This window comes from Eubacterium sp. BL-380-WT-2B, assembly GCF_009696115.1.
GTDB classification, from domain to species: domain Bacteria; phylum Bacillota; class Clostridia; order Eubacteriales; family Eubacteriaceae; genus Eubacterium; species Eubacterium callanderi.
The window spans coordinates 15,147-41,576 of sequence record NZ_VUMP01000014.1; the positions used below are offsets into that span (position 1 = coordinate 15,147).

At 45.5% G+C, this 26,430-nt stretch carries 25 protein-coding genes; 3 read left to right on the forward strand and 22 right to left on the reverse strand.

Annotated features, from left to right (window positions below):
• Nucleotides 1-3: 3 nt before the first annotated feature.
• From FYJ53_RS20540 to FYJ53_RS20645, 22 genes are all read right to left on the reverse strand, one after another.
• Nucleotides 4-1,053: a V-type ATPase subunit gene (locus tag FYJ53_RS20540; protein ID WP_148430498.1), complete on the reverse strand. Its 1,050-nt coding sequence runs from the start codon at nt 1,051-1,053 to the stop codon at nt 4-6.
• 35 nt (nt 1,054-1,088) lie between these two features.
• Entirely contained in the window at nt 1,089-1,406 is a 318-nt protein-coding gene (locus FYJ53_RS20545; protein ID WP_070081240.1) for a hypothetical protein, read from the reverse strand.
• Between the two features lie 551 nt (nt 1,407-1,957).
• On the reverse strand, nt 1,958-2,758 hold the full coding sequence (gene modA / locus FYJ53_RS20550; RefSeq protein ID WP_148430496.1) for a molybdate ABC transporter substrate-binding protein: 801 nt from the start codon (nt 2,756-2,758) through the stop codon (nt 1,958-1,960).
• A 5-nt stretch (nt 2,759-2,763) separates the two neighbouring features.
• Nucleotides 2,764-3,816, reverse strand: a complete 1,053-nt coding sequence (locus FYJ53_RS20555; RefSeq protein WP_148430494.1) for a sulfate/molybdate ABC transporter ATP-binding protein — start codon at nt 3,814-3,816, stop codon at nt 2,764-2,766.
• A complete protein-coding gene (gene modB / locus FYJ53_RS20560; protein ID WP_148430492.1) occupies nt 3,813-4,490 on the reverse strand; it encodes a molybdate ABC transporter permease subunit in 678 nt (225 codons plus the stop codon). Before modB ends, FYJ53_RS20555 begins: the two co-directional genes overlap by 4 nt.
• A 27-nt stretch (nt 4,491-4,517) precedes the next feature.
• On the reverse strand, nt 4,518-5,525 hold the full coding sequence (locus FYJ53_RS20565; protein ID WP_090412723.1) for an XdhC family protein: 1,008 nt from the start codon (nt 5,523-5,525) through the stop codon (nt 4,518-4,520).
• 8 nt (nt 5,526-5,533) lie between these two features.
• The gene (locus FYJ53_RS20570; RefSeq protein WP_148430490.1) at nt 5,534-6,550 is read right to left on the reverse strand and encodes a molybdopterin-binding protein; all 1,017 of its coding nucleotides are present in this window, start codon (nt 6,548-6,550) and stop codon (nt 5,534-5,536) included.
• 19 nt (nt 6,551-6,569) lie between these two features.
• Nucleotides 6,570-6,845: a DUF3343 domain-containing protein gene (locus tag FYJ53_RS20575; RefSeq protein ID WP_227930311.1), complete on the reverse strand. Its 276-nt coding sequence runs from the start codon at nt 6,843-6,845 to the stop codon at nt 6,570-6,572.
• Nucleotides 6,846-6,847: 2 nt separating this feature from the next.
• Nucleotides 6,848-7,459: a sulfurtransferase-like selenium metabolism protein YedF gene (gene yedF, locus FYJ53_RS20580; RefSeq protein WP_148430486.1), complete on the reverse strand. Its 612-nt coding sequence runs from the start codon at nt 7,457-7,459 to the stop codon at nt 6,848-6,850.
• Nucleotides 7,460-7,472: 13 nt separating this feature from the next.
• Entirely contained in the window at nt 7,473-8,519 is a 1,047-nt protein-coding gene (gene selD / locus FYJ53_RS20585) for a selenide, water dikinase SelD (protein WP_148430484.1), read from the reverse strand.
• A 13-nt stretch (nt 8,520-8,532) separates the two neighbouring features.
• The gene (locus tag FYJ53_RS20590) at nt 8,533-9,684 is read right to left on the reverse strand and encodes an aminotransferase class V-fold PLP-dependent enzyme (protein WP_148430482.1); all 1,152 of its coding nucleotides are present in this window, start codon (nt 9,682-9,684) and stop codon (nt 8,533-8,535) included.
• Between the two features lie 42 nt (nt 9,685-9,726).
• Nucleotides 9,727-10,524, reverse strand: a complete 798-nt coding sequence (gene yqeB / locus FYJ53_RS20595) for a selenium-dependent molybdenum cofactor biosynthesis protein YqeB (RefSeq protein WP_148430480.1) — start codon at nt 10,522-10,524, stop codon at nt 9,727-9,729.
• Nucleotides 10,514-11,134 (reverse strand): NTP transferase domain-containing protein, encoded by a 621-nt coding sequence (locus FYJ53_RS20600; RefSeq protein WP_148430478.1) that lies wholly within the window; start codon nt 11,132-11,134, stop codon nt 10,514-10,516. Before FYJ53_RS20600 ends, yqeB begins: the two co-directional genes overlap by 11 nt.
• Nucleotides 11,128-11,871: a selenium cofactor biosynthesis protein YqeC gene (yqeC, locus tag FYJ53_RS20605; RefSeq protein ID WP_090412745.1), complete on the reverse strand. Its 744-nt coding sequence runs from the start codon at nt 11,869-11,871 to the stop codon at nt 11,128-11,130. Before yqeC ends, FYJ53_RS20600 begins: the two co-directional genes overlap by 7 nt.
• Nucleotides 11,864-12,511, reverse strand: coding sequence for a transcriptional regulator (locus tag FYJ53_RS20610; RefSeq protein ID WP_013380741.1), 648 nt, complete (start codon nt 12,509-12,511; stop codon nt 11,864-11,866). Before FYJ53_RS20610 ends, yqeC begins: the two co-directional genes overlap by 8 nt.
• 132 nt (nt 12,512-12,643) lie before the next feature.
• Nucleotides 12,644-13,969 carry a uracil-xanthine permease family protein gene (locus FYJ53_RS20615; RefSeq protein WP_148430476.1) on the reverse strand — a complete coding sequence of 442 codons (1,326 nt, stop codon included), beginning with the start codon at nt 13,967-13,969 and terminating at the stop codon, nt 12,644-12,646.
• A gap of 79 nt (nt 13,970-14,048) precedes the next feature.
• Nucleotides 14,049-14,426, reverse strand: a complete 378-nt coding sequence (locus tag FYJ53_RS20620; RefSeq protein ID WP_148430473.1) for a RidA family protein — start codon at nt 14,424-14,426, stop codon at nt 14,049-14,051.
• 40 nt (nt 14,427-14,466) lie between these two features.
• Nucleotides 14,467-15,399, reverse strand: coding sequence for a carbamate kinase (gene arcC / locus FYJ53_RS20625; RefSeq protein ID WP_090412753.1), 933 nt, complete (start codon nt 15,397-15,399; stop codon nt 14,467-14,469).
• Nucleotides 15,400-15,480: 81 nt separating this feature from the next.
• The gene (gene ygeW / locus FYJ53_RS20630) at nt 15,481-16,680 is read right to left on the reverse strand and encodes a knotted carbamoyltransferase YgeW (RefSeq protein ID WP_148430471.1); all 1,200 of its coding nucleotides are present in this window, start codon (nt 16,678-16,680) and stop codon (nt 15,481-15,483) included.
• 101 nt (nt 16,681-16,781) lie between these two features.
• Nucleotides 16,782-18,092 (reverse strand): YgeY family selenium metabolism-linked hydrolase, encoded by a 1,311-nt coding sequence (locus FYJ53_RS20635; protein WP_013380746.1) that lies wholly within the window; start codon nt 18,090-18,092, stop codon nt 16,782-16,784.
• Nucleotides 18,093-18,114: 22 nt separating this feature from the next.
• A complete protein-coding gene (dpaL, locus tag FYJ53_RS20640) occupies nt 18,115-19,326 on the reverse strand; it encodes a diaminopropionate ammonia-lyase (protein ID WP_148430469.1) in 1,212 nt (403 codons plus the stop codon).
• Between the two features lie 58 nt (nt 19,327-19,384).
• Complete coding sequence (locus tag FYJ53_RS20645) at nt 19,385-20,041, reverse strand: transcriptional regulator (RefSeq protein WP_013380748.1); 657 nt, start codon at nt 20,039-20,041, stop codon at nt 19,385-19,387.
• Between the two features lie 381 nt (nt 20,042-20,422).
• On the opposite strand from FYJ53_RS20645, the gene ssnA reads away from it, so the two are divergent.
• From ssnA to hydA, 3 genes are all read left to right on the forward strand, one after another.
• Nucleotides 20,423-21,757 (forward strand): putative aminohydrolase SsnA, encoded by a 1,335-nt coding sequence (gene ssnA, locus FYJ53_RS20650; RefSeq protein WP_148430468.1) that lies wholly within the window; start codon nt 20,423-20,425, stop codon nt 21,755-21,757.
• Between the two features lie 56 nt (nt 21,758-21,813).
• Entirely contained in the window at nt 21,814-24,810 is a 2,997-nt protein-coding gene (gene ygfK, locus FYJ53_RS20655) for a putative selenate reductase subunit YgfK (protein WP_090412760.1), read from the forward strand.
• Between the two features lie 82 nt (nt 24,811-24,892).
• Nucleotides 24,893-26,269 carry a dihydropyrimidinase gene (gene hydA / locus FYJ53_RS20660; protein WP_148430466.1) on the forward strand — a complete coding sequence of 459 codons (1,377 nt, stop codon included), beginning with the start codon at nt 24,893-24,895 and terminating at the stop codon, nt 26,267-26,269.
• Nucleotides 26,270-26,430 lie beyond the last annotated feature (161 nt).

The following is a 26,430-nucleotide window of genomic DNA, read 5'->3' on the forward strand; positions in this document are numbered from 1 at the left end:
ATCTTATTCAAAAGATCTGATTAAAAATTTTTCTGTTTCTAATGCAGACATACGGTAGCGCTTGCTTTCGATAATGGAGGTAATATCCTCAATTTCGTATTCAATGAGCCGTATGAATGCAACGACTTTTCCCAGGCCAGCTTCTGTTCCGTTAAACAGCTTCAGATAGGCATAGTACATAAATCGCTCACGTCTTCTTTCCATATACAGGTCCAGTGTTTTCGAATGATTAAACAGAAAAGCATATTCACTGTAGGATTTCATGACTTCATGGAGGGCATCCATGTTTTTGATCTCACTCATATGCTGAATATCTTTCTCTTTAATCTTAAGACCGCCGCGCAGCGCATAGGCCAGCAGCTCCTCACGGGAAAGGTGGTAGAACTTCTTCCCACGATAAAACCAAACCAGGTTTAAAAGATCAATGCCCTCACGCGTTGTCTTGATAAGGTCCTTGTTCTTCTTCTGATCCAGCTTGTTCAGGTTGTTCTTCAGCTTATCGTAGTAATAGCGTTCCAGCCCTTTTTCAATGGGAAAGAGGTCATCCTCTACGGTTACCTGCTTGTAGATTTCGAGAAGACGATAATAATCTGTGCCGACCAGGGCTTTTTTAAAGCTGTCCCAATCTTTTGTTTTTACCAATTTGTCAAAGGGTATGTTTGTGTACTTTTCTGAATAGACCAGAAACCCGGCGAGCTCTTCAAGATTATCTCCACGGGCAATCCCGCGGATCAAAACACGAAGGCTTTCAATATCTGAACGGATCAGCAAAGTTTTTACAAAGGTCTTTTCTTCTCCCTGCAGATAATGCATCAGCTTCTCAATTTCATAAATCTTCATCCGGGTGAGGGGCACTTCCAGTTCCAGGCGGTGAAGATGGTCCGTGTGAACCTCCTCCAGAAATGGCCCGTAATAGGTATTGTCCTTCAGGTAATAAAAAAGGTCATCCAGCGAAGGGGCTTTAATCAGCGCCTCGTAATCCTGAGTTCCAAGCATCTTTGACTTCATTGCCAATAATTTCGTGTTCACACACGCATGATTACTATTCGCCATTAATCTTCACTACTTTTCTTTAAATTTTTCAAGAATCAGATCGACTGAAACAGTTCGTCCAAAACTCTTTTAGCACTTTCTTTTTTTGCACTTTCATACTGCTCTCGCAATGATTTAATCGAGCTAGACATTTCTTTTATGGCGTTATCTTTCTCTTCTTCAGCTTTCCTGATTTCAACGTCATAATTGTTTTTACTTTCTTCTTTTGCAGCGGTGATAACATTCGTCTCTTCTTCTTTTAATTCGTCTTTGGTATCGGATACGATTTTTTCCGCACGGGCTGTGGCGCTGGCTTTAATTTTTTTGGCCCGGTTGTCCAGATCGATAATCTGATGAAGCACTTCATTTATCATCCTAATAACGACCTCCTTCTTCAAAAATTAATTCTAGTCTGAACCCATTATAGCACTTTGTGTATACAAAGCAACCACTATTTTTATTTTTGAAATGGTTTAAATTACATATTTTAGACAAAAGCTCATAATTGTAGTATCTTTAGTCACTAATCAGTAATAATAGCGTGGCTTTTTATAAATAATGGATTCCCAGAATGAAATTATATTCACTCCGTTGATATTTTATACCCTTTTACACCAAAAATCCACGATAATTTAAATTTATCTTCCTATTAAATATATATAAGCAAGTGTGATGGCAACACTGCGTAAAAACAAATTGGCTTTTATTCTTTTTGTACAATCATGGAATGCGCTAAAATCAACCACAATTTTCATCCATCACTTTAACCTCAAAAAGCCCCCGGAGCTTTAGCCGGGAGCCGCTAAAAAGTAAATTAGGGAGGCTGATTTTAATTGTTTAACAGCAAGCACCTCGTTAGACACAAATTACACGCATCCGGCATTCCCCGTTTTTTAATATCTACTTTTAAAATTCCATCTTTAATTTATAAGGACTCAAAGCCGTATTTTTTAAAAACAGCTTTCGCTTCATCACTTTTTAAAAAGCTTTCAAAATTTTTAGCTGCATCCTGCTGGGTACTGCCCTTAAGAACAGCCATTGGATAAACGACGGTTCTGTAACTGCTTTCTGGAACTTTGCTGACAATGGTAACCTTTTCCGGGACTGATTTTGCGTCTGTTTCGTAGACCAGCCCTGCATCCACTTCTCCATTTTCTACATAGGTCAATACCTGTGTAACATCTTTACCGTAAACCGCTTTTGCCTTAACGTTGTCTAAAAGGTTAAGGCTGGTCAGCGCTTCCTCCGCATATTGGCCGGCGGGTACTACGCTCGGTTCGCCTAAAGCTACCCGGGCAGCTTTATCTGTACCAAGATCCTCAATGGCCGTAATCTCCGCATTGCCCTTTGGCGCAATTAAAACCAGATTGTTTTTCAGCAAATCTTCACGGGTTCCATCTGCCAGAAGCCCCTCCTGTTCCAAAGCGTCCATCTGCTTTTGTGCAGCAGAAATAAAAACATCCACCGGCTCACCATTCTCAATCTGTTTCTGAAGATCACCGGAACCGCCATAATTAAAAGTTAGTGTCTGCCCTTTGCTGGCCTCCTCGTACATTGGTGTCAGCTCCTCCATGGCATTTTTTAAACTGGCAGCTGCCGAAATGGTCAGGTTGATATTGTCTGTGCTGTCCCCTGTTTGTGCATTGTTTTGTGTGCTGCAAGCGGTAAAGCTAAAAACTAAGGCTCCTGCCAAAAAAGTAACAATCAATCTTTTTACATTTTTCATGCTTTTTATCCTTTCATTAATATGATATTTTGGGGTGAAATTTTTAAATATTTTGGATATTCACGCCCAGGTTCTTTTCCAAAGTGAACACGTTCAAAATCCCAGCACAGCGGATGGTTCACCTCCTTTCCATAAGGTTTGAATAAAACAGACACCTTAAATTGGGATTCGATAACATTCATAATCTCTATTTGAATGGTATTTTCACCTGGTTGTTCTGCCGGTTCAAAAAAATGCGCCCGGATGCCCGCATGGGTCATATCCTGCGAAAGCAGAACATCCGAGCAAAACACACAACCCCAGTCCACCGCCTCAAAGCAATGATCTTGCAAGGGGATTATCCTTGAAACATTCTTACAACCAGTTAATTTCGTAGCAGATACACAGCTCGGGTTTGCAAAAACATTTCGTAACGCACCAAATTGGTCGATTTTTCCTTCATTGATTACTGCAACACGCTCACAAATGGCAAAGACTTCATCTCTCGAATGTGAGACAAATAGCGTGGTCCCTTCATAGTCTTTCAAAATTTTTGAAACCTCACACTGCAGCTCCCACTTTAAAAAGGTGTCCAAAGCAGAGAAGGGTTCATCCAGCATGAGGACTTTCGGGCTGCGCGCAAAAATTCTTGCCAACGCCACTCGCTGCTGCTGTCCGCCCGAAAGCTGTGCCGGGTAACGGTTCTCTAATTTATTAATTTGAAAACGCTCGAGCATCTGCTCCAGGATTTTCTGTGTATCGTCCGCGCCTTTTTTCATCCCGGCTATAATATTCTGGCTTACTGTCATATTCGGAAATAGTGCATAATTTTGAAAAAGATAGCCAGCGTTCCTTTTTTGGGGCGACAGGTTGATTTTCTTTTCAGCGTCAAAGTAGGTAATACCATCGACTATGATTCTTCCTTTATCCGGCTTTTCAATCCCTGCAATACATCGCAGGGTCATACTTTTCCCCGACCCGGAAGCACCCAGCAGACCGGTCACCCCCTCACCGCTTTCAAATTGTACTTTCAGATTAAACCCTTTAAATCGCTTTTCAATATCTACCAATATACTCATGCTCCGCCTGTCTTTCTTCCCTGCCGGGCCAGCCAGATATTCATGCCGCCGATGGAAAGCAGCGAGATGGCGACGATAACTGCGACCCACTGCATGGCTAAACGCATATCTCCGGCCGCCGTTGCCGTGTAGATGATCAGAGGAACGGTTTGTGTTTTGCCAGGAATGTTCCCTGCAATCATAAGTGTCGCCCCAAATTCGCCAATAGCCCGGGCAAAGGCCAGTACCATACCAGCTCCAATCCCCGGAAAGCAAACCGGAACTCTGATCTGCCAGAAAATGTAGCGCTCCGAAAGCCCCAGCGTCCTCCCGGCATCAATGAGGTTCTGATCCATCTGTTCAAAAGCAGCCTTTGTCGTGCGGTACATGAGCGGAAAAGAAACAACAATGGCGGCGACAACCGCTCCGCTCCACGAAAAAACAACGCGTATCCCAAACTGCAGCAGTGCCTGCCCCAAAGGGCTATTTTTGCCAAAAATCATCAGCAGGAAAAAACCAATAACTGTCGGAGGCAAAACCAGCGGAAGCGTCAGGATGCCATCGGTCAGCCACTGGGCCTTTTCTGGAAGACGGATAACCAGCCGGGCTGCCTGAATCCCGAGGACGACAGTGACAGCTGTTGCCAGAAGGGCTGTTTTTAATGAAATCAGGAGGGGTGAGTAACCCTCTGCCATACAATCACCTCCATTATTTAAAAGCTTTTATACATTGTCCGATGCCCTCACCTCAATCAGCTCCGCGGCGATACTGATCGCTATTTCTGCCGGTGTTTTAGCTTTGATTGCCTTTCCGATCGGCGTATAAACCATATTCAGTCTTTCCTGTGTAAAGCCATCAATCCTCATGAGCTTTTCATTAACAACCGCTGTCTTTTTCCTGCTGCCGATAACACCTATATAATGAGCTTTTGTTTTAAGGACCTGCGCCTCGACCAGATAATCATTCTGATGCCCTCTGGTCATTATGACCACATAATCTGAAGGGCCAATCTTTAAAAACGTGCTGATATTTTTAAAATCACTGACAAAGACCTCGTCCGCGTCTGGAAAGGCCTCCTTGTTAGCAAACGCCTCCCGATCATCAATAACCACGCATTTAAAATCCAGATGGCTGAGCACTGGCACAAGCTCTTTAGCGATATGCCCTCCGCCAAACACATAAACCCGTTCGTTTAGCAACAATGGCCGAGAAAAGAAACAGATTTTATTCTTCTTAAGTAAACGACTTTCTTTTTGAAACAACTCGAGGTTATAAGGCATTGTTTCTTTTATCCTTTCATTGACTACAGCCATCTCAAACACCGCAGGCTTTTCCCAACTGGTGAGAAGCCAGGCATCCTCATTGGATTTATATGCTCTGCCAAGCTCTTCTATCAGATTTTCTGTCTGTGGGTTATCCGGAGATAAATACTGAAAATACAACATGGCGTTTCCGCCGCATACCATACCGAGGTCACCAGCTTCATTTGGCCTCAGTATGTATTCCTTCATAAAAGAAGTCCTGGTTTCATACAGTTTCTTTGCTTCCTGCTGAGCATCGTATTCCATGGCACCACCACCCACGGTACCAATGGTGGTGCCATCCTTATAAACAGCCATCCAGGCACCCGTCCCTCTGGGCGCAGAACCATGAAAATGAATAATCGTAACGACAGCCAGGGGTTCATTTGTCTTTTTTGATAGCTTAAGTGCTCTGTAAAAATCTTTCATGTCATCCTCTACTTTCCAAAACCACAGTTTGGGTAGGTGCAGACTTCACAGTTCAGACACAGGCCACCCTCACCCAGAGAGGATAAATCCTCCTGCACCAGCTTTTCCCCTGCCACTACCCTTGGGAGCACCAGATCAAACACCGTTCTTTTGGCGTACATCACGCATCCCGGCAGCCCCATGATGGGTATTTCTCCCTCATAAGCCAGTAAGAACATCGCCCCCGGCAATACCGGCGCCCCGTAGCTGACAATCTCAGCGCCTGTCTTTTTTATGGCGTTGGGTGTAATATCGTCCGGATCCACGCTCATTCCTCCGGTACAGATGACCATCTCGGCGCCTTTTTCAATGAATTCACTGATTTTTTCTGAAACTAACGCCTCATCATCGGGAAGAATCTCCTGTGCCATAACCTCGACGCCACATTCCTCCAGCTTATCTTTGATCACAGGACCAAAAGCATCCTCAATCCGCCCCGCGTAAAGTTCACTCCCAGTATTGATGACAGCCGCCTTCTTTCTTTTAAAAGGGAGCAGCTCGAGAATGGGCTCTCCGCCCCCCAGGGCTACAGCGCAGTCCAGCTTATCCTTCTCAATAGCCAGTGGAATAATCCGGGTTCCTGCCAGCTTGTCCCCCCTTTTAACTGGAAAATTCCCATGCCGGGTAGCGATCATGAGCTCACCCAGGGCATTGAGCGCTTTCAGCTTTTCGCTGTTCACCTTCAGCAATCCGTCAATCTCTGCGATCACCTCAATTTTTCCTTCTTTTACCTCCGAAGGGGACATATGCTCACCTGCGCATAACCGGTACAGAACCTCGGCCCCGGCATTCTCATGAACCATGCCTGGATCGTTTTTCCAAATATAGACATGCTCCTTTCCCATGGATAAAAGCACTGGGATATCTTTTTCCTGAATCACATGGCCCTTCCGAAACCTCGGGCCTTTAAACTCATCTTTTATGATTTGTGTCATGTCGTGGCATAATATCAGCCCCACGGCCTCTGTTGTTTTTACACTTTCCATTTTACTGCCTCATTTAATTTTATTTTGAACACACAGGCTGGGGACAGATCTTTCCGTCTCTGCAGCACACTGCGTAGATGTCCATCAGCGATTCATTAAATTTCGCTGTTTTCAGCTGCTTTAATACGGCCTCTATATCCGATGCCTTAATACTTATTGAAATACCGCAGCCCGCTGAAATCTCCCTTAACGTTGGAATAATCGTAATTTCAAAAAGACCTTTTAAAATTCCTTCAGCGGTCATCGCTGCATGGGTATTGGCAAAGGCCAGTAAGTAATCATCCTGTCTTTTCATGATCACAGCGCAATGACCTTTGAGGCGGCAAACATCTTTTCTGTAATGTCATACATATTGCTGATTTCACCAAGTTTCAGGTCACCCTTGAGCTTATAATAGTCAAGGCAGGTTCCGCAGACCAGTATTTTCACCCCCCGGTCCTCCAGAGCCTGTAAATGGGAAACAACCTGCTCATCCAGGGTAGGCAGCTTAACACCGCTGTTCATAAACAAGATGCTCTCCGGCACATCATCGGCCTGGGAAAGAGTATAAAAAAACATTTTTACCAAAGCGCTCCCCAGCTCATAGTCACCCTCACCAATATAGTCCTTTCCCATAAAGACAACCCACTTGCCTGTTCCCCGGATGGCGGCGATGCTATCTGGCAATACAATCATTTCTGTCTCTGGTATTTCCCGGCCATCTGTAATAAACCGAACTTCAAAACGTTCTCCGCTGCCGCTTACCACAGCATCATAACTTTGACTCACAGCCAGTTTTTTCAGGTTTTCAACCGCAATGGCGTTGTCAACGGTTATGATAAAGCTGTCATGGTTTGCTTCAATTTCTTTTTTTGCCATGATAACTGGCATAGGGCACGCCTTACCCGTGGCATCAATTATTTTAGTCATTGTGCTTCCTCCTTTATTCTTTTATAATCAGGGCCTTGTCCTGCCTGTCTATAAGTTGTCCCACAAGGGCGCAGTCTGTTTTCAGCTCAACCTTCAGCGTTTTTAAAAGATTCTCTGACTCAGAGGGCGCCACACTGATCAGCAGACCGCCGGAAGTCTGAGGGTCAAAAATAATATCCTCCATCCCGCCACTCACCGATGATCTGTAATCTGGTCCGAAGTATTCTCTGTTCCGATATGTGCCGCCAGGCACAATCCCCATCTCCGCCAGTTCGATGACTCCAGGCAGAAGTGGAATGGCCGAAGCCTCAAGCTCCATACTCAGATGACTGGCCTTGGCCATCTCGATTCCATGGCCACCCAGGCTGAAACCCGTAATATCGGTACAGCCGTGCACCTCATCGTATAAGCCCATAACCTCACAGGCCGTCTTATTCAGCGTCGTCATGGACAAAATCGCGGCTTCGCGTGATTCAGGCGTCGCAATACCGCCCTTGATCGCGGATACGATAATCCCAGTTCCGACAGGCTTGGTAAGAATGAGCTTATCCCCCTCCTGTGCATGGCAGTTCCCATGAAGGTGCAGGCAGTCCGTTATGCCCGTCACGGACAGGCCGTATTTTGGCTCTGGATCATCGACTGAGTGTCCGCCTACCAAAACAGCGCCGGCTTCCTGTATCTTATCCGCGCCGCCTCTCAGAATTTCAGACAAAATTTTCTTGTCTTCCCTTTCTGGAAAACAGACAATATTCATCGCAGTCAGCGGCTTTCCGCCCATGGCGTAAATATCGCTCAGGGCATTGGTCGCGGCAATTTGTCCAAAGAGATAGGGATCATCCACAATGGGCGGAAAAAAATCCAGGGTCTGGAGCAGTATCTGCTTGTCATTAATCCTGTAAGCCGCAGCATCATCCGAGTTTTCCAGCCCGATGATCAGGCTGTCACAGTCTTTTAGTTCAAGGTCTTTCAAGACCTTTGACAGTGCTCCTGGTCCAAGCTTCGCGGCACATCCACAATTTCTGACCATTTCGGTCAGGCGTTTCGGTTTGTTTTCTGACATGACATTTGTCCTTTCATTCTGCTGTAATTTTTTGAAGTGCCTCCAAAGCGCAGGCCACTTCATCCAGTGTATTGAAATGGCTGAAGGAAAAACGCAGTGTTCCCTGTGGGTATGTTTCCAAGGACCTGTGCGCAAGTGGGGCGCAGTGCATTCCCACCCGTGTCATAATGCCGTAATCCCTGTCCAGCTCAAAGGCTACCTGCGCATTGTCCTTTGTCAGACAATCTACCGAAACCAGGGCACAGCGGTTCCGGTGATCCGCAGTTCCGACAAGTTGCAGGCCATCAATAGCTTCGATACCACGGATAAAAGCTTTTGTTAACTGTTCTTCAATCATAAGCAGCTCGTTTTTATCAACGGAGTTCAGATAATCCAGTGCGCTGCTGAGTCCATAGATTCCCGGGAGATTCAGCGTCCCGGCCTCAAAGCGATCTGGCAAAAAGTCTGGCATATCAAGCTGGTCTGATACACTTCCTGTCCCTCCGTCTAACAGTGGGGCCATCTGCTCTGCCAATTCGTCTGTCACCAGAAAGCCACCAATACCCTGCGGACCCATCAGTCCTTTGTGCCCGGTAAAGCACAGAGCGCTGATATTGGCTCTTTTCATGCTGACATTGTGCAGACCTGCTGTCTGGGCCGTATCCACAATAAAATGCAGACCGTGGCTTTTACATATCCGTCCAACAGACTCAATGGGCAAAATATTCCCGCTTACATTGGAGCCGTGCGTCATAACAACAGCCCTGGTTTCTGGCTTTATCATTTTTTCAATACACGTTACTTCTAAGTTACCCAGATTGTCACATGGAATCACATCGCAGGTAAGGCCTGTCTGCTTCAGATGTTCCAGTGGTCTCACCACGGCGTTATGCTCCAGACCCGAAATAAGCACATGGTCTCCCTGTCTCAGAAAACCCTTGAGCACCATGTTGACCGCCTGCGTGACATTCGCTGTGAAAATTACGTTTTTGTTATCCTCGGCGTCAAACAGGCAGCGCAGCTTCTCACGGGTTTCGTAAACCCTTCTTGATACCGCATATGCCCGTTCATAGCTCCCTCGTCCCACATTACAGCCGATATTCTCCAGATAGTCTGCCATCTCAGACGCCACTCCCGGAGCTTTTGGCCAGCTGGTACTGGCATTGTCAAAATAAATTCCTTTCATTCTGCACGCTCCTTAAGCTTTCATTGCCCTGTTGCACCGCTTCTACTCCTTCAATAAATACATGACCGCTTCCAGAACCCCGCCGCTGATATTCCGGGCCTTATCCGAGATTGTATAGCAATAGGCTATATCTCCCCGTGGATCAACGTCAGCAATTTTCAGCCCTTTTTTAACACTCGTACCGTCGGCAATCATACCGCGCAGCACGCCGTCGAGCTTGGATATAACCGGGGTTTCTCCTATAAGGGCAAGACATTCGTCCTTTTTTACCAGATCCCCGATGTCATGGCACAGCCGGATCGTTCCAGAATCTGGCGCGTGGATCACCCGTTCGTGTGTATAGCCGCCAATGTTTCCGGGAATACCGGTATTTCTTGCCGCCATTCCCTCATACAGAATTCTTCCAAGGTGGTGACCCCTGTTGGTCTCAATCACGGCGTCAACATCCTCTTTCGCAGTAAATCCAGGGCCGAGAGCAATAACAGCTTTTGCCATATCCCGAGTAGTTCCAAGATTCTTTTTGGCGAGTATGGCATCGACCACTGCATCTGGACGAACCATACGAATCATATCACCCTTTGGATCGACACAGACGGGTATCTCACCCTTTTTCAGGCAATAGCACACCTCCTCAATGGACTCACAACGCCTTGCCGCCATATCCTCCACAACAGCCATACCATCCTGAATGGCCTGGGCAAACGCGACAGTCCGCCGGATAACAGTAGGGGCTTCAATATCCAGGGCAATCACTCTGAAGCCCGCCTTATAAAGCCGGTATATGGTTCCAGTGGCAATGTCTCCGGCTCCGCGCACAATAATCGTTTCACTAATTTTCATTCTCAGCCCATTCCTTTTCATAATATTCCAGTAAACGCTGATAGTCCTCAGGGGTGTCAGCGTCCATGACGCAGGTTCTGTCTCCCTGAATTTTTATCAGGACCTCGGGGTGCTTTTTTATAATCCCCCGGCCGCCGGCATCGCCCGAGACTTTCAACAGTTCCTTAAACCAACATTTTCCAAAAGCCACGGGGTGGCCTTTCTGTCCCCTGTATTCCGGCATTATTATGCTCATCGGATTTTTCGTAATCACCTGTTCTATTTTACCTGCCAGTTCCTTGCTGACCAGGGGCTGGTCACCGAGAAACACAAGAATGCCCTGACACTCTGGGTAATGTCTCGCGAGATAAGCGACTGCTATTTTTAAAGAAGTCGACTGTCCAAGCTCTGGCTGATCATTAACTAAATAAATAACCCCTTTACGCGTCTCGATACCGTTAAGAACAGCTTCTCGTGTTACAATAACGATTACACTCTCAAAGTTCTCAAAGCTTTCTGCCACACTATCAATGGTTTTTTCCAGGATTCTTTTTCTGCCTATGGGCAAGAGAAGCTTTTCACTGCCCATGCGGCGCGACAGTCCTGCTCCAAGAATAACAGCTCCTAACATAAATACCAGGTCCTTTCACACAAAGACGCAGCAATACAACCGTCAAAATAAGGTTTTGCCGCTTCACAAAGCATCTCCGCTTTCTTTTCATTTCCTTTATCTGCCTTATTGACAAGCAAAAATTTGGGAATTTCAAAGTTTCTCAGTTTCTCACTCACAAACCAGTCCATACTCTCCCTGAAAAAATCGAGGTCAAAGCGTTTTCCCTTCAATTTCTGAGGGCAGCGGTGCAGATTCGCATCGCTTATGGATTCGTTTAAAAGCTCACAGCCAATCACATGGATCAGTTTTGTTGTGTTTTTGGGAATAACAGGTTCCCACTCTCTGTATATTTTATAGGGCTTTCCTCCAGCTCCGTCTCCTTCATTCAGAAAAATCCAGTCCGGCAGCTCTTTAAAAAGACAGTCCAGCAGTTCGGGTGCCGCCCCCTTCACCTTATGATCCTCAATACAGCGTTCTGCAAAATAATACAGATCACGGTCCTGTTTCACCAAGCAGTTCAACAGCCACATATACGACGCTGTTATGATGACCTCCCCGTCAAAGGCGTCTGGATAGCGCATTTTTGTGGTGGTGGTTAAAAGGGTTCTGCCCTTATCCCTAAGCTCACTTGCCAGACAGGTAAGCAGAGACGTCTTACCACCGCCTCCGGTGACCGTAACAAAGTCAGGCTGTTCGATACCGAACAGCGCTGACAGTTTCATGTTCTCATTTTGCACACAAAGTTTTTTATTCATTTTCCTTCTTAATGGTAGCCAGGTAGCGGTAAACGGTCGGTACCGAAACGCCGAGCATGTCCGCCACGTGCCAGATAGTCCCTTTAACCATAAAGGTTCCAAGTCCCTGAAGTCTTTCAACCACTTCAATTTTTTCCTGCTTGCCCATTTTCCTGAGGTCTCCGTGATTGCTTGGCAGCACACGGCTCATGTTATTGATGACCAGCTCTTTGACATTAATATTGAAGTTTTCTTCAGTCTCTTCATCTTTTCTGAGTGGTTCAACTGTAATGAGCGATTCCAGGATATCCCGGGCTTCCGCAAATTTCTGACAATCCATATTCAGACAGAGCAGACCGATCAGCTCGCCGTCATCATCCTTAATAAAATACGTTGCCGAACGTATAATGTTGCCTCTCGGAGACATTCCCCGATAGTTTACACGGTATGGCGCTTCTTTGTAGGCCTCATTCTTAATAAGCTTAAGGCCATAGTCCGTAACCGGTGCCCCTAATTCACGTCCACTGATATCGCCATTTCGGATTGCCACAATCGATGACTGACAGTCCGAGAGGTCGTGCAGTACCACCTCTGTGTTTTCTCCTAAATAATCTGCTAAAAAGTCTACCAGTACTTTGTAGGATTCAAGATCTTTTGCCATAATTATTCTCCTTCTGAACTTTGATTCATATAAACAAAGAACGCTTATAATCATTGTTTAAAAATGTTATATCCCTATTATCGCAGATTTTGGAGAAAAGTTCAATAATAATTTATTATTGTGTCGATTTTTTTAAAGATCTTCACTTTCAAAGGGCGTATTCTTTGGCAAAATTAAGTTTAAAAGGATTGCAGACAGGGTTGAAACCACAACGGCCGACTCTCCGAAAAGACTGTCGATCCAGGCTGGAAGCTGCTCCATCGCGCCAGGCACCTGGGAAATGCCAATGCCAAGTGCAACTGACAGGCCTACAATGGTAGCATTTCTCTGAGTCAGTTCGCTCTGCATAAAAAGCTTAACCCCGGTCATGGTAATGGTCGCAAAAACTGAAATTGTCGCGCCTCCCAGTACACAGTACGGGATGGTCATCATTAAAGCTGAAAATTTGGGGAAAAGGCCAGCCAGCACAATAAAGCCCGCTGCAAATCCGATGACTACACGGTTAATAACCCGGTTCGTCACAACAATACCGACATTTTGGCCAAAGGTAGACGTTGGAAGCCCACCGAAAATTGAACCGATCATGCTGGAGACACCATTGCCCATCAGTCCTCTTGACAACTCGTCTGTCGTAGGTTCACGATCCATGGCACCCACACTGAGTGCGGAAAACTGGCCGATGGATTCCACCGAGTTGACAACAAACAAAATTGACATGGATATAATCGCAGGCAAATGAAATTCATATCCAAAATGCCCTACCGCCGGCAGCATAAACCAGCTGGCCTCCTGTACAGTCGTGAAATCAATCATTCCACAGAACAGGGCGATGACATAACCGATGATCATCGACAAAAGAATGGACGCCAGGCGGGCAAAGCCTTTGGTAAAGTTATTAAAGAAAATAACCAGTACCAGTGTGATCATGGCGATAATCCAGTTCATTGGAGAGCCAAAATTTTCACTTCCTGCTCCCCCTGCCATATATTTAATGGCGGTAGGGTATAATGACAGACCAATGGTAAAAACCACAGTACCGGTAACTACCGGTGGGAAAAGCTTGCGGAGCTTTTTAATGAAAATACCAATCAGTATCCCCACAACGCCGCCAATAACCTGCGAGCCCAATATAGTCGCAATATTATAATCGCTGACAATACCAATCATGGTTGGAAGATAGGCAAAGCTGACCCCCATAATAACTGGAAGACCAGAGCCCACCTTCCTGAAGGGTGGAAACAGCTGAATAAGCGTGGCGATACCGGAGATGATAAGCGCCGCCTGAATAAGAATCCGTGTATCGGCCGGCGATAAGCCGCCCGTACCGGCCACAATAATGGCTGGAGTGACACAGCCAACAATCATCGCTGCAACATGCTGCAGTGCCAACGGGATCGCTTCTTTAATTTTCGGCATTCCCTTAAGTTGATAAATGACATTATCTTTATCGTTATTCATGATTTTCTCCTCATGACCTTAGAGGACCGTTAAGGGCAGCCCTCCAAGAACACTTTGTGCACGGTGTGTTAACGCATCGTTATTTTGCTGCAATGGCTTCAATCTCAAAAGAAGCCCCTTTTGGCAGTGCTGCAACCTGAACGCAGGAACGCGCCGGATACTCGCCTGTAAAATACTGCGCGTAAATATCATTAACCGCGGCAAAGTCATTCATGTCTGTTAAAAAGACTGTTGTTTTCACAACGTTTTCAAAAGAAACACCGGCTTCGGTTAAAATGGTTTTTAAATTTTCAAAACCTGTTTTAGCCTGGGCCTCCACACCTTCTGCCAGAATACCGGTTTCCGGATCCAGACCCAGCTGGCCTGAAATATAAATAGTTTCTCCTGCGGCATTGGCATGTGAATAAGGTCCGACAGCGGCTGGTGCTTTCGCTGCATTGATAACTGTTTTACTCATAATATTCTCCTTCTTATTACTTGTTAAAAATTTAACTTATTTATTTGATAATCGTTCCTGTTTTTCCCTGGATACCGTCTTTTGCCTTTTCAAGCAGAGTGATCAACGCAAAACGGTCTGAACCCGATTTTGCAAATTCCATTGCCGCCTGAACCTTCGGCAGCATGGAGCCAGGAGCAAACTGTCCCTCATCAGCGTATTTTTGAGCTTCTTCAACACTGATTTCAGACAGCCATTCTTCATTCGGCTTGCCGAAATTAATGGCAACCTTTTCGACAGCTGTTAAAATAATCAGACAGTCTGCGCCGATTTCCTTTGCCAGCAGACAGCTTCCAAAATCCTTGTCCACTACAGCGGCAGCACCTTTTAAATGATTTCCCTGAGCGTAAACAGGGATTCCGCCGCCCCCGGCTGCCACAACGACCTGCCCGGCCTCTGCCAGAGTTTTAACGGTTTCAATTTCAATTATCTCAACGGGTTTGGGGGAGGCGACAACACGCCGATAGCCCCGGCCCGCATCCTCCACAACATCATAATTTCTTTCGCGAACCATTTCGTCCGCTTCTTCTTTTGTCATGAAACGTCCAATGGGTTTTGTTGGATGGCTGAAGGCTTCATCGTCAGGATCGACGCGCATCTGGGTAATAATGCTTGAAACCGGTTTGTGAATTCCCCGGTCAAGGAGCTCCTCCCTCAACGCATTCTGAAGATCATAGCCAATATATCCCTGGCTCATCGCCACACAAACAGATAAAGGCGCCACCGGATTTCCAGGGTCTGCCTTTGCCAGCTCACCCATGGCCAGATTGATCATACCAACCTGCGGCCCGTTTCCGTGAGAAATAACGACTTCATTTCCTTCCTCTATTAAATCCGCAATGGCTTTGGCTGTATTTTTAACCGCCGCCATTTGTTCTGGTAAATTGTTGCCTAAAGCGTTTCCACCTAGGGCGATCACAATTTTCTTGCTCATGGTTTTCTCCTTTAAATGAAAAATGGATGGATGGCTGAGCAAAGGGCCCGGCCATCCTCAAATTTATTTTTCGGCTCGCTTTTATTTGGTAAAGAAGCGGTCAATACCTCTTTCTTCCAGAGCCTTTAAGGTTGCCTGAGGATCTTTTTCCTTTGCCAGGAAGATCATAGCGGCAATAATATACGGCTTGTAGCTTGCTTCTTTATATAATTCTGTACGATAGCGGTCGAATACAGAGGCTTCAACTTCGCCTTCTTCACAGCTAACGCCAGTAATGTCAGCTGGGAGGCAGTGCATATAAAGCGCTTTGCCGTTTTTGGTTGTTTTCATCAACTCTTCGGTGCATTCCCAGTCTTTATGATTTGCATTCTGAGCGAGCAGTTCTTTTTCTAAGCGATCGATGCCTTCCTGGTCACCGTTGCCGTATAAGATGGTCCGTTCTTCCATTGCGGAGAAGGGTGCCCAGCTCTTGGGATAAACAACGTCAGCGTCTTTAAAAGCTTCTGCCATGCTGTTGGTCTTTGTAAAAGATCCACCGCTTTCAGCTGCATTCTTTTTAGCCACTTCTTCTACGTCAGACATAATTTCATATCCTTCCGGATGTGCCAGAGTAACGTCCATGCCCAGACGGGTCATCAGACCGACAATCCCCTGCGGTACAGATAACGGTTTTCCATAGGATGGGGAGTAGGCCCAGGTCATCGCGACTTTTTTACCCTTAAGGTTTTCAATACCGCCAAAATAATGGATTAGATGGAGGGCGTCGGCCATTGCCTGTGTTGGATGGTCAATGTCGCACTGCAGGTTGACTAAGGTTGGTTTCTGTTCCAGAATACCGTCTTTGTGGCCCTCAGTCACAGCATCGACCACTTCATGCATATAGGCGTTCCCTTTGCCAATGTACATATCATCCCGAATACCGATAACATCTGCCATAAAGGAGATCATATTGGCAGTTTCACGCACAGTCTCTCCGTGGGCTACCTGAGACTTACCTTCATCTAAATCCTGTACTTCCAGACCTAAGAGGTTGCAGGCAGAGGCAAAGCTGAAACGGGTACGGGTTGAATTATCACGGAACAGGGAAATTCCCAGACCACTCTCAAAAATTTTAGTAGAAATATTATTTTCACGCATATATCTTAAAGCGTCAGCCACGGTGAACACAGCTTCCAGCTCTTCCGGTGTTTTTTCCCAGGTCAGGAAAAAGTCATTTTCGTACATTTCTTTAAAATTCAACGCATTCAGTTTATCGATATAGGTTTGTAAAGTTTTATCCATTTTTTAATCTCCTTGATTTTTATAAATTAATGCTTATAGTTTAAAGCTCAGGATAAAAGTAACAACATCGCAAATTATCCTTTATCCACAGCCGAAGTTTTTTATTTGGTGTAAACAGTCGGTAAAGCAGCGTAAACAGCGGCACAGGTCACAAGATCCTGTTTCCAGGTTTTTTCGTTTGGTGCATGAGCCTGCGCTTCTGCTCCAGGGCCAAAACCAATTACCGGAATACCGTTACGTCCCATGATGGACACACCATTCGTTGAGAAAGTCCATTTATCTGTCAGCGGACGGGCTTTCCGTTCTGCCACTGTCTCAGAAGAGCCGATGCGTTCTTCACCGTACATTCCCTTGTAAGCTTCTTCCAATGCTTTAGTAACCTTGTGGTCTTCCGGAATAACCCATGTTGGGAAATAGCATTCGATCGGATAAACACATCCGGTGTAAGAAGGACGGTCATATTCATACATCGAAACCTTCACATCATTCCCGTATTTTTTTACATTTGGCAGATTGCGGATTTCTTCCAGACAGCTTTCCCAGGTTTCCCCGGCAGTCATACGGCGGTCCAGAGAAACCGAACAGCCATCCGCTACTGCACAGCGGCTTGGTGAGCTAAAGAAGATTTCCGAAGTGGTGACAGTACCACGGCCTAAGAAGCGGGCTTCCTTCCACTCCGGATTGTATTTTTCATCCAGCATTTTAACCAGACCCTTGATTTCCGTACCTTCTTCAGCATCATTTTCATTAAGGGCACGGACATCCTGGAGAATATCCGCCATTTTATAAATGGCGTTGTCGCCACGCTCCGGAGCTGATCCGTGACAAGAGACACCCGCAACGTCGATCCGGATTTCCATGCGGCCACGCTGTCCACGGTAAATACCGCCATCTGTCGGCTCGGTAGAAACGACAAATTCGGGACGGACCTTGTCTTCATTGATGATATACTGCCAGCACAGACCATCGCAATCCTCTTCCTGAACTGTACCGGTCACCAGCACGCTGTATTTATCATTCAGCATACCCAGGTCTTTCATAATTTTAGCGCCATATACAGCGGACACAATCCCGCCAAGCTGATCAGAGGTTCCACGCCCCCCGATTTCGCTATCCGATTCAAAGCCTTCATAGGGATCGAAATCCCAGTTATCCATATTGCCAACGCCAACGGTGTCTATATGAGCGTCAAAACCGATCAGGGTATCGCCGGTTCCCATATATCCCAAGACATTCCCCTGTGGGTCAATTTCCACTTTGTCAAAACCGAGCTTACGCATTTCTTCAGCAATGGTATTAATATGCTTTTCCTCATCACAGCTTTCACCCGGGTTTTTAACAATATTGCGGAGGAATTTTGTCATATCCTCTTCATAACCCTGTGCCGCTTTTTTGATTGCTTCAAAATCCATTTTTATTTGCCTCCTGATTAATTTAAATTGATGGGTGTGCGCCATTCCAGACAATAGCGCGGTAATTTTCGGGATCTGTATCCCCTTCAGTTGAGAACATGATGATCTTAGAACTATGGTCCAGACCCATGCTCTCTCTCAGATCTTTATAGTCATCGCTTTCCATTAAAGTTGCAATTAAGCCCATGGATACCGCTCCGGACTCACCGGAGGTTACAGGCGTATCCCCTTTCACCGGCGCCGCCAGCATTCTCATACCTTTTGCCGCCACCCAGTCCGGGCAGGAAACGAAAAAGGAACTGTTATTTTTCAAAATTTCCCATGATATGGTGTTCGGCTCACCGCAGGCCAAACCGGCCATGATCGTTTGCATATCTCCATCCACAAAACGGATCTTACCGTCTCCAGCAGAGGCCGATTTATATAAGCAGGCTGCTTCATCCGCTTCAACTACAACCGTTGTAGGGCAGTTTCCCGGGAACAGGTTTGCGAAAAATCCTTGTACTGCTCCGGCCAGGGATCCAACACCTGCCTGAATAAAAATATGTGTCGGACGTTCACAGCCAGCAGTCTTTAACTGCTCAGCTGCTTCCAGCGCCATTGTCCCGTAGCCCTGCATGATCCAGGCGGGAATTTCTTCATAGCCATCCCATGCCGTATCCTGAACAACCACGCCGTTTTCTGTTTTTTCTGCTTCAGCCGCCGCTATACGGACACATTCGTCATAGTTTACATCTGTAATGGACGCCTCCGCGTTCTCTTTTAAAATGTTTTCCAATCGAATCGGGCTGGAGCCTTTCGGCATATAGACGACTGCCTCTTGTCCGAGTTTATTAGCCGCCCACGCAACGCCACGTCCATGGTTACCGTCAGTAGCTGTAAAAAAAGTGGCCTGTCCAAATTCTTCTTTCAGTTTATCGGACGTCAGATAATCATAGTCCAGCTCAGAGACATCTCTGCCCAGCTTTTGTGCAATATACCTCGCCATCGCAAAGGAACCACCTAAAACCTTAAAGGCATTGAGACCAAAACGGTAAGATTCATCTTTCACAAACAAACTTCCGATGCCCAGATACTCTGACATTTTGTCAAGCTTTACAAGCGGTGTCTGTGAATACTGCGGAAAGCTTTCATGAAAAGCTTTCGCCTTCTTAACCGATTCGATGGACATCACCGATAATTCCTTATCGTCCGTTTTTGGCATCTCATTGGATACCCATTTGATTTTTTCCATTGTTCTCTCCTGTTAAAGTGTAATACTAAATTGTTTTCAGGGCCGTGATGGTCTTCGCCTATTTCTTTTCTGATGGATCAGAACTGCTCTGATCTATATAGCTGTACAGCGTGTACTTGGATATTCCAAAGTAAGCTGTCAGCTTTTCGCTTGCTTTGGTGATCAGTAAAGCTCCGGCATCATTTAAAAATTTAAGCGCCTTGATCTTATCCTCTTTGTTCATTAAGGCCACCGGCTTTCCAACCAGTCGAACAGACTGTTCAAGCAGATCGTCCAGTAAGTCATTAACATTTGTAGGAATGTTCTCCACTTCTTCCTCTTTTTCTTTTTGGGTTCCGATAAGAGACTGAAGTGAGTTCTCCACCATCAATAAGCCTGTAATGTCATAATTAATCGAAAAGATACCAATAACCTTATTGCCTTTATCTCTGATATAAACCGTACTCGATTTTAAAATTTTGCCATCTGCCGTTTTTGTCATATAATCCAGATGATCCTGTAAATCTTCGGGGCTTTTTTTCAGAGCTTCCAGCACCACATGGGAGGGCCCGTCTCCCAGCTTGCGGTTGGTAACATGTCCATTCTCTATATAGACAACCGTGCTCTCTTTATTTTCAGTTGTAAGATCATGCACTACCACTTCACAGTTGCTGCCAAACTGGGTAGCAATGCCATGGGCCAAATTTTTTAATAAATTCAGTGTTTCTCCTTGCATCTTAATTAATTCCTTCGCATATCGACTTTTTCAATTAACCAAACAGTTTATCAGGTTACCTGACAATTTGTTTGATTTATGTGTCTATCATAACACCATTTTTGAAGAAGCGCAACCCCTGTTTTTAAAAAAAATAAAAATTTATTATATTGCCAAAATAGATTTAATAATTTTTTTTAAAAAGGCTTGCTTTTTGTTTTAAAACATGATAAATTATCGTTAGGATAATAAAGTATTATTGTCTCGCAAGTCTATTAAAAGGTTGCTGCATCTCATATAAAAACCTTCGCATATTCAATGTTTTGCAGTATTCATCCGTGATATAGAAAAACACACCATTTTCTATATCCATTCAAAATAATAATAATCAAGGAGAAAACAATGATTTTAATTGGAAATGGTCGGTTAATTACCCGAGATGAAAAGAACACGTATTTAGATAATGGTTGTGTCGCGGTGGAAGGTAATGAAATTGTAAACGTTGCTTCTACGGAAGAAATGAAAACACAATATCCCGATGCTGAATTTATTGATGCCAAAGGCGGTGTCATCATGCCAGGGCTGATCAACACCCATAACCATATTTACAGCACCTTTGCAAGAGGACTTTCCATTGAAGGCTTTAATCCTCAAAATTTCATGGATATTTTAGATGGCCAATGGTGGACCATTGACCGCAACCTGACAAACGAAGACAATAAATACAGCGCATACGATACTTATATCGACTGTATCAAGCAGGGTGTTACCACTGTGGTCGATCACCACGCCAGCTATGGCGAGATTAAGGACAGCCTCTTCACAATTGCTGATGTCGCCAAAGAGCTGGGCGTACGTACCAGCCTTTGCTACGAGGTTTCTGACAGAGACGGTGCCGATAAAATGAAAGCCGCCGTTAAAGAAAATATTGATTTTATCAAAGCCGCCCACGAAGACAAAACCGGCATGGTCCACGGCATGCTCGGCCTGCACGCCGCCTTTACCCTGACCGACGAAACGCTGGATTACTGCAATGCCGAAAAACCGGATTACGCCGGTTATCATGTACATGTCGCTGAGGGGCTGGACGATGTTTATGACTCTTTAGAAAAATATGGTAAACGTGTAGTCAACCGCCTATTTGATAAAAATATTTTAGGCGAAAACACCATTGCTGTTCATTGCATTCATATCAATGGCGAAGAAATGGCAATTCTCAAAGATACCAACACCATGGTCGTACATAACCCAGAGTCCAATATGGGAAACGCTGTCGGCTGTCCACCAGTGCTGGAGCTTGTAAAACGCGGTATTCTCATCGGTCTCGGAACAGATGGCTACACCAATGATATGATCGAATCCTACAAGGTCGCCAATATCCTTCACAAACATTTCAATTGTGATCCAAATGTGGCCTGGGGCGAAATCCCCCAGATGCTGTTTAACAATAACCCAGCCATCGCAAAACGCCTTTTTGGCAAAACATTAGGTGTGCTTGCCCCGGGAGCCGCTGCCGACATCATCATAACAGATTACAACCCAACCACCCCGATGAACGCTGACAATTATAATTCACATATTCTATTTGGTATGTGCGGCCGCTCCGTCATTACCACTATGATTAACGGCAAGGTTCTTATGAAAGACCGTGAGCTGCTGAACATTGATGAAGAAGCTATTCTGGCAAAATCACGCGAAGCCGCTAAAAAATTAGCTGATCGCATTAATCACAGATAACATCACTGCCCTGTTATAAAATAAAAATATGTTCCACCATAAAAAGGAGTATCAAAATGAGTGATAAAATGTACCCTATCCCCTTTGGCGAGATGATCAACTGGATCTTAAGTGAATACAAAAAAGAAAAAAGTATTTTTGGTGTTCACAAACTTTACAAAAAAAACGACCAGCAGACGCTCTCAATTTTTGGCGAGATGCTGGAAACCCCCTTTGGCCCCGCTGCAGGTCCGCACAACCAGCTGGCACAGAACATCATCGCCGCTTATGTTGGCGGTGCCCGTTTCTTTGAATTAAAAACTGTACAGCCCGTAGACGGCGAAGACCTTGCCGCGCTTGTTTCCAAGCCCTGTATCACAGCCGGCGATGAATGCTACAACTGTGAATGGTCTACCGAGCTGCGCGTGGAAGAAGCCTATGATGAATATGTAAAGGCCTGGTTTGCCATCAAGCTTTTAGCCAAGGAAATGGGCTTCGGAAGCCCAGACGGCTTTATCTTTAACATGAGTGTCGGCTATGATTTTGCCGGTGTTCAGACTGAAAAAATCGATCATTATATCGAGGGGATGAAAAATGCTGAAAACTCTGCCGTGTGGCAAGAATGTATGGATTACACCCTGGCTCATTTAGATCAGTTTGATAACATTGACGCTGGTTATGTCAGAAATATTACTCCGGTTGTCAGCCGCTCCATCACCCTTTCTACCCTCCACGGCTGTCCACCCGATGAAATTGAACGAATCGCCAGCTACCTGATTAACGAAAAAGGTTTGAATACTTTTGTCAAGTGTAATCCCACCATGTTAGGCTACGAATCCGCCCGTGAAATTCTGGACAGCATGGGTTATGACTACATGGATTTTGACGACTATCACTTCTTACATGACCTTCAGTTCAAGGACGCTGTCCCCATGTTTACCCGCCTGAAAAAAGAAGCCGCCGATAAAGGCGTTGCCTTTGGGGTAAAAATCACAAATACCTTCCCACAAAAGGTTATTGATGGTGTTTTGCCAAGCGAAGATATGTACATGTCAGGCCGGTCCCTGTTCCCATGTTCAATCGAACTGGCAAACCGCCTGGCAAAAGCCTTTGACGGCGATCTGCGTATTTCTTACTCTGGCGGTGCAGATATCTTTAACATTAAAGACATCTTTAAAGCAGGTGTCTGGCCGATCACCCTGGCCACCACCCTGTTAAAACCCGGTGGATACAACCGACTTGACCAAATGGCAGAGGATCTTGTCTCTTATAATTTCAAGGAAGTACAAAATCTAAAGCCTTCGGCTTTATCCATGCTCGCAAAACGTGCCCGAACCAACCCTCATAATGTAAAAGGCGCCATAAAACCTTTGCCATCCAGAAAATTTGACAAAAAAGTACCGTTGGTTGACTGTTTTACAGCCCCCTGTTCTGAAGCCTGCCCAATTTCTCAGGATATCCCGGATTATATTGAACTTCTGGGCGAAAACAGGCCTCTGGAAGCGCTTAAAGTTATCACTGCGAAGAATCCACTTCCGTTTATCACCGGTACCATCTGTAACCACCGCTGCATGGACAACTGTACACGTAATTTCTATGAGGCCCCTCTGTGTATCCGTGATGTGAAGCTTAACGCTGCCGAGCTGGGTTATGACGATTTACTCAAAGAGATCAAACCCATTGAAAAACGTACAGATGCCAAGGTGGCCATTATCGGTGGCGGCCCTGCCGGTATCTCCGCCGCTTACTTTCTGGCAAGAAATGGGATCTCTGCTACAATCTTTGAACGCAATGAAAGTCTGGGGGGGATTGTACGCCATGTAGTTCCTGAGTTCCGTGTCGATGCCGAAATCGTAGAAAATGATGTAAATCTCATGGAAGCCTACGGTGTAGAAGTCGTTACAAACAAAGAAATCAGCTCTGTAGAAGAACTGAAAAGCAAGGGCTTTAAATATGTTATCGCCGCTACCGGCGCCTGGGGGCCAAGCCCGTATAAACTGGAGGGTGAACAGGCAATCAACGTACTCGACTTTTTACAAAGCTTCAGAAAAGATGCTTCCAGCCTGAAACTTGGAAAGGACGTTGTAGTGATCGGTGGTGGCAATACCGCCATGGATGCCGCCAGAGCTGCCAAAAAAGCCCCAGGTGTTGAAAATGTCCATCTGGTATACCGCAGAACAAAACGTTATATGCCAGCCGACGAAGAAGAGCTTGCAATGGCATTGGAAGACGGCGTGAAATTCTATGAGCTTCTCTCCCCTGAAAAATTTGACGGCAGCCTCCTTTCCTGCCGTAAGATGGTGCTCGGCGCACCGGATTCGTCTGGCAGAAGAAGTCCTGAAAACACCGATGAATTCATGGATATTCCAGCTAATACTGTCATCGCCTCGGTTGGCGCAAAAATTGACAAAGAATGGTTTGCTCAGAATAAAATCGCTCTGACAGACCGTGACCGTGTCGAAGTAAACAAAGACACGCTGGAAGCCCGTGACAATATATTTGTAGCCGGTGACGCTCAATTAGGCGCTGCCACCGTTGTACAGGCCATTGCAGACGCGCGCAAGGTTACCGATACCATTGTAAAAGCCGAAGCGCTCGAACCTGCTTCCACCTATTCTAAAAATACCGGCAATTATGAAAGAGCTCTGGCTAAACGGGGTATTCTGGCCGAACCAAAATGTGAATCAACAGAATGCAGCCGTTGTCTGGAATGCTCAACTGTCTGTGAATCCTGTATGGATGTGTGTCCAAACCGTGCAAATCTGGCCCTTTTTGTACCGCACCATAAGATGCGTCAGATTGTCCATGTTGACAGAATGTGTAACGAATGTGGTAACTGCCAGACCTTCTGTCCATATGACAGTGCACCTTACAAAGATAAGTTTACCCTCTATCACACCCTTTCCGACTTTGAAGACAGCAGTAACAGTGGTTTTCTGGTCACAGGTGACCATTGTGTTAAGGTCCGCCTTGAAGGCAATGTTATTGATGCCTCTATCGGTGACAATACACTGCCTCAGGGTATCAATGATATTATTAAAGCGGTAGTCAATAATTACAGCTATCTCCTTTAAAAACTTTATATCAGGGACGTCTTATAAGACGTCCCTACTCTTGTTTCATACGCAAATTTCCATTGTAAAATGAGGTGTTATTATGAAAAAAACAATCATCAAGGGCGGTATTCTTTTTTCTTCCACAGATACGGTTAACGCCGATATTTTGGTGGAAAATGATAAAATCGCCCAAATAGGCCAAAAGATCGAAGACTCAGAAGCCAAAATCATCGAGGCTGCTGGGAAGTACATTTTCCCAGGCTTTATCGATCCACACACACATCTGGATATGGACACCGGTACTGCCCACACAGCAGATGATTTTGTCTCTGCGACAAAAGGCGCTGTTTCCGGCGGTACCACCACCATCATTGATTTTGCCACTCAGGATAAAGGCCAAAGCCTGACAGAGGCTTTGAAAAACTGGCATGGGCTGGCGGATAACCGTTCCTCCTGCCATTATGGCTTTCATATGGCCATTACCGACTGGAATGAAACGATACGCAGTGAGCTGAAAACAATGAAGGATTCAGGGGTAACCTCCTTTAAGCTCTATATGGCCTATGATAATCTACGCTCCAATGACCGTGAAATTTTTGAGATTTTAGAAGCTGTTAAAACCTTTGGCGGGCTTGTCTCCATGCACTGTGAAAACGGCGATCTTGTCAACGCACTGATTGCCGAACAAAAACGGCAGGGCCGCACGAGCCCTGCCGCCCATCCCCTTTCCAGGCCCGATTTTGTAGAAGCAGAGGCTGTCAATCGCTTTTTAGCCATCGCAGAAGCTGCTGAATCTGCTGTTTATGTGGTACACCTCAGTACTGAGCGGGGGCTTGCAGAGTGCCTGAATGCCCGCCGGCGCGGGCAAAAAGTCTTTATTGAAACCTGTCCGCAATATCTGCTGCTTGATGACAGCTGTTATGAACTGGAAGGTTTCGAGAGTGCAAAATATGTTTTTGCGCCTCCGGCACGAAAACCATCGGACGAAAAAGCGCTTTGGGAGGCTGTTGGTTCTGGAATTGTTGATACCATCGGCAGTGATCATTGCAGCTTTAATATGAAAGGCGGAAAGGATCTTGGTAAAAATGACTTCAGTAAAATTCCAAACGGCATGCCCGGTGTAGAAACACGACCGGTACTGATGTATACCTTTGGCGTGTGTAAAAACAAAATGACCCTAAATCAGATGGCGGCCCAGCTCTCAGAAACACCAGCTAAAATTTTTGGCATGTATCCGCAGAAGGGAGCCTTAAAACCTGGAAGTGATGCCGATATTGTTATCTGGGATCCGGAATATAAGGGCACTATTACTCAGAAAGACCAATACCAAAATGTTGACTATACACCCTATGAAGGTGTCAAAACCAAGGGCCGAGCAGAAGTTGTCCTGTTAAACGGAGAAATCATAGTCGAAAAAGGCCGGGTTATTGCCGAAAACAAAGGGCAGTATATTCCACGTGGGATCTGTCAGCTTTAAACAAAACCATAAAGCAGAAAAAAAGCCAACATTTTGAAGTGAACCCCATTTGTTAGACATGTGGTATAATACTAACAAGTGGGGTGATTTTATATGCCAAAAGGAATACCAAACAAGAAATACACCGGTGAATTAAAGCAGAAGCTGGTTGAATTAGTGCG

What these genes read in the sequence shown, in the direction of transcription:
- ygfK (WP_090412760.1), top strand. Translation starts at nt 21,814, where the DNA reads ATGAGTGATAAAATGTACCCTATCCCCTTTGGCGAGATGATCAACTGG.
- FYJ53_RS20590 (WP_148430482.1), bottom strand. Translation starts at nt 9,684, where the DNA reads ATGAAAGGAATTTATTTTGACAATGCCAGTACCAGCTGGCCAAAAGCT.
- FYJ53_RS20555 (WP_148430494.1), bottom strand. Translation starts at nt 3,816, where the DNA reads ATGAGTATATTGGTAGATATTGAAAAGCGATTTAAAGGGTTTAATCTG.
- modB (WP_148430492.1), bottom strand. Translation starts at nt 4,490, where the DNA reads ATGGCAGAGGGTTACTCACCCCTCCTGATTTCATTAAAAACAGCCCTT.
- arcC (WP_090412753.1), bottom strand. Translation starts at nt 15,399, where the DNA reads ATGAGCAAGAAAATTGTGATCGCCCTAGGTGGAAACGCTTTAGGCAAC.
- dpaL (WP_148430469.1), bottom strand. Translation starts at nt 19,326, where the DNA reads ATGGAAAAAATCAAATGGGTATCCAATGAGATGCCAAAAACGGACGAT.
- yqeB (WP_148430480.1), bottom strand. Translation starts at nt 10,524, where the DNA reads ATGAAAATTAGTGAAACGATTATTGTGCGCGGAGCCGGAGACATTGCC.
- FYJ53_RS20570 (WP_148430490.1), bottom strand. Translation starts at nt 6,550, where the DNA reads ATGGAAAGTGTAAAAACAACAGAGGCCGTGGGGCTGATATTATGCCAC.
- yqeC (WP_090412745.1), bottom strand. Translation starts at nt 11,871, where the DNA reads ATGAATAAAAAACTTTGTGTGCAAAATGAGAACATGAAACTGTCAGCG.
- FYJ53_RS20635 (WP_013380746.1), bottom strand. Translation starts at nt 18,092, where the DNA reads ATGGATTTTGAAGCAATCAAAAAAGCGGCACAGGGTTATGAAGAGGAT.
- selD (WP_148430484.1), bottom strand. Translation starts at nt 8,519, where the DNA reads ATGTCAGAAAACAAACCGAAACGCCTGACCGAAATGGTCAGAAATTGT.
- ssnA (WP_148430468.1), top strand. Translation starts at nt 20,423, where the DNA reads ATGATTTTAATTGGAAATGGTCGGTTAATTACCCGAGATGAAAAGAAC.
- FYJ53_RS20545 (WP_070081240.1), bottom strand. Translation starts at nt 1,406, where the DNA reads ATGATAAATGAAGTGCTTCATCAGATTATCGATCTGGACAACCGGGCC.
- yedF (WP_148430486.1), bottom strand. Translation starts at nt 7,459, where the DNA reads ATGACTAAAATAATTGATGCCACGGGTAAGGCGTGCCCTATGCCAGTT.
- FYJ53_RS20565 (WP_090412723.1), bottom strand. Translation starts at nt 5,525, where the DNA reads ATGAAAGATTTTTACAGAGCACTTAAGCTATCAAAAAAGACAAATGAA.
- ygeW (WP_148430471.1), bottom strand. Translation starts at nt 16,680, where the DNA reads ATGGATAAAACTTTACAAACCTATATCGATAAACTGAATGCGTTGAAT.
- FYJ53_RS20610 (WP_013380741.1), bottom strand. Translation starts at nt 12,511, where the DNA reads ATGGCAAAAGATCTTGAATCCTACAAAGTACTGGTAGACTTTTTAGCA.
- modA (WP_148430496.1), bottom strand. Translation starts at nt 2,758, where the DNA reads ATGAAAAATGTAAAAAGATTGATTGTTACTTTTTTGGCAGGAGCCTTA.
- FYJ53_RS20645 (WP_013380748.1), bottom strand. Translation starts at nt 20,041, where the DNA reads ATGCAAGGAGAAACACTGAATTTATTAAAAAATTTGGCCCATGGCATT.
- FYJ53_RS20600 (WP_148430478.1), bottom strand. Translation starts at nt 11,134, where the DNA reads ATGTTAGGAGCTGTTATTCTTGGAGCAGGACTGTCGCGCCGCATGGGC.
- FYJ53_RS20615 (WP_148430476.1), bottom strand. Translation starts at nt 13,969, where the DNA reads ATGAATAACGATAAAGATAATGTCATTTATCAACTTAAGGGAATGCCG.
- hydA (WP_148430466.1), top strand. Translation starts at nt 24,893, where the DNA reads ATGAAAAAAACAATCATCAAGGGCGGTATTCTTTTTTCTTCCACAGAT.
- FYJ53_RS20575 (WP_227930311.1), bottom strand. Translation starts at nt 6,845, where the DNA reads ATGAAAAGACAGGATGATTACTTACTGGCCTTTGCCAATACCCATGCA.
- FYJ53_RS20540 (WP_148430498.1), bottom strand. Translation starts at nt 1,053, where the DNA reads ATGGCGAATAGTAATCATGCGTGTGTGAACACGAAATTATTGGCAATG.
- FYJ53_RS20620 (WP_148430473.1), bottom strand. Translation starts at nt 14,426, where the DNA reads ATGAGTAAAACAGTTATCAATGCAGCGAAAGCACCAGCCGCTGTCGGA.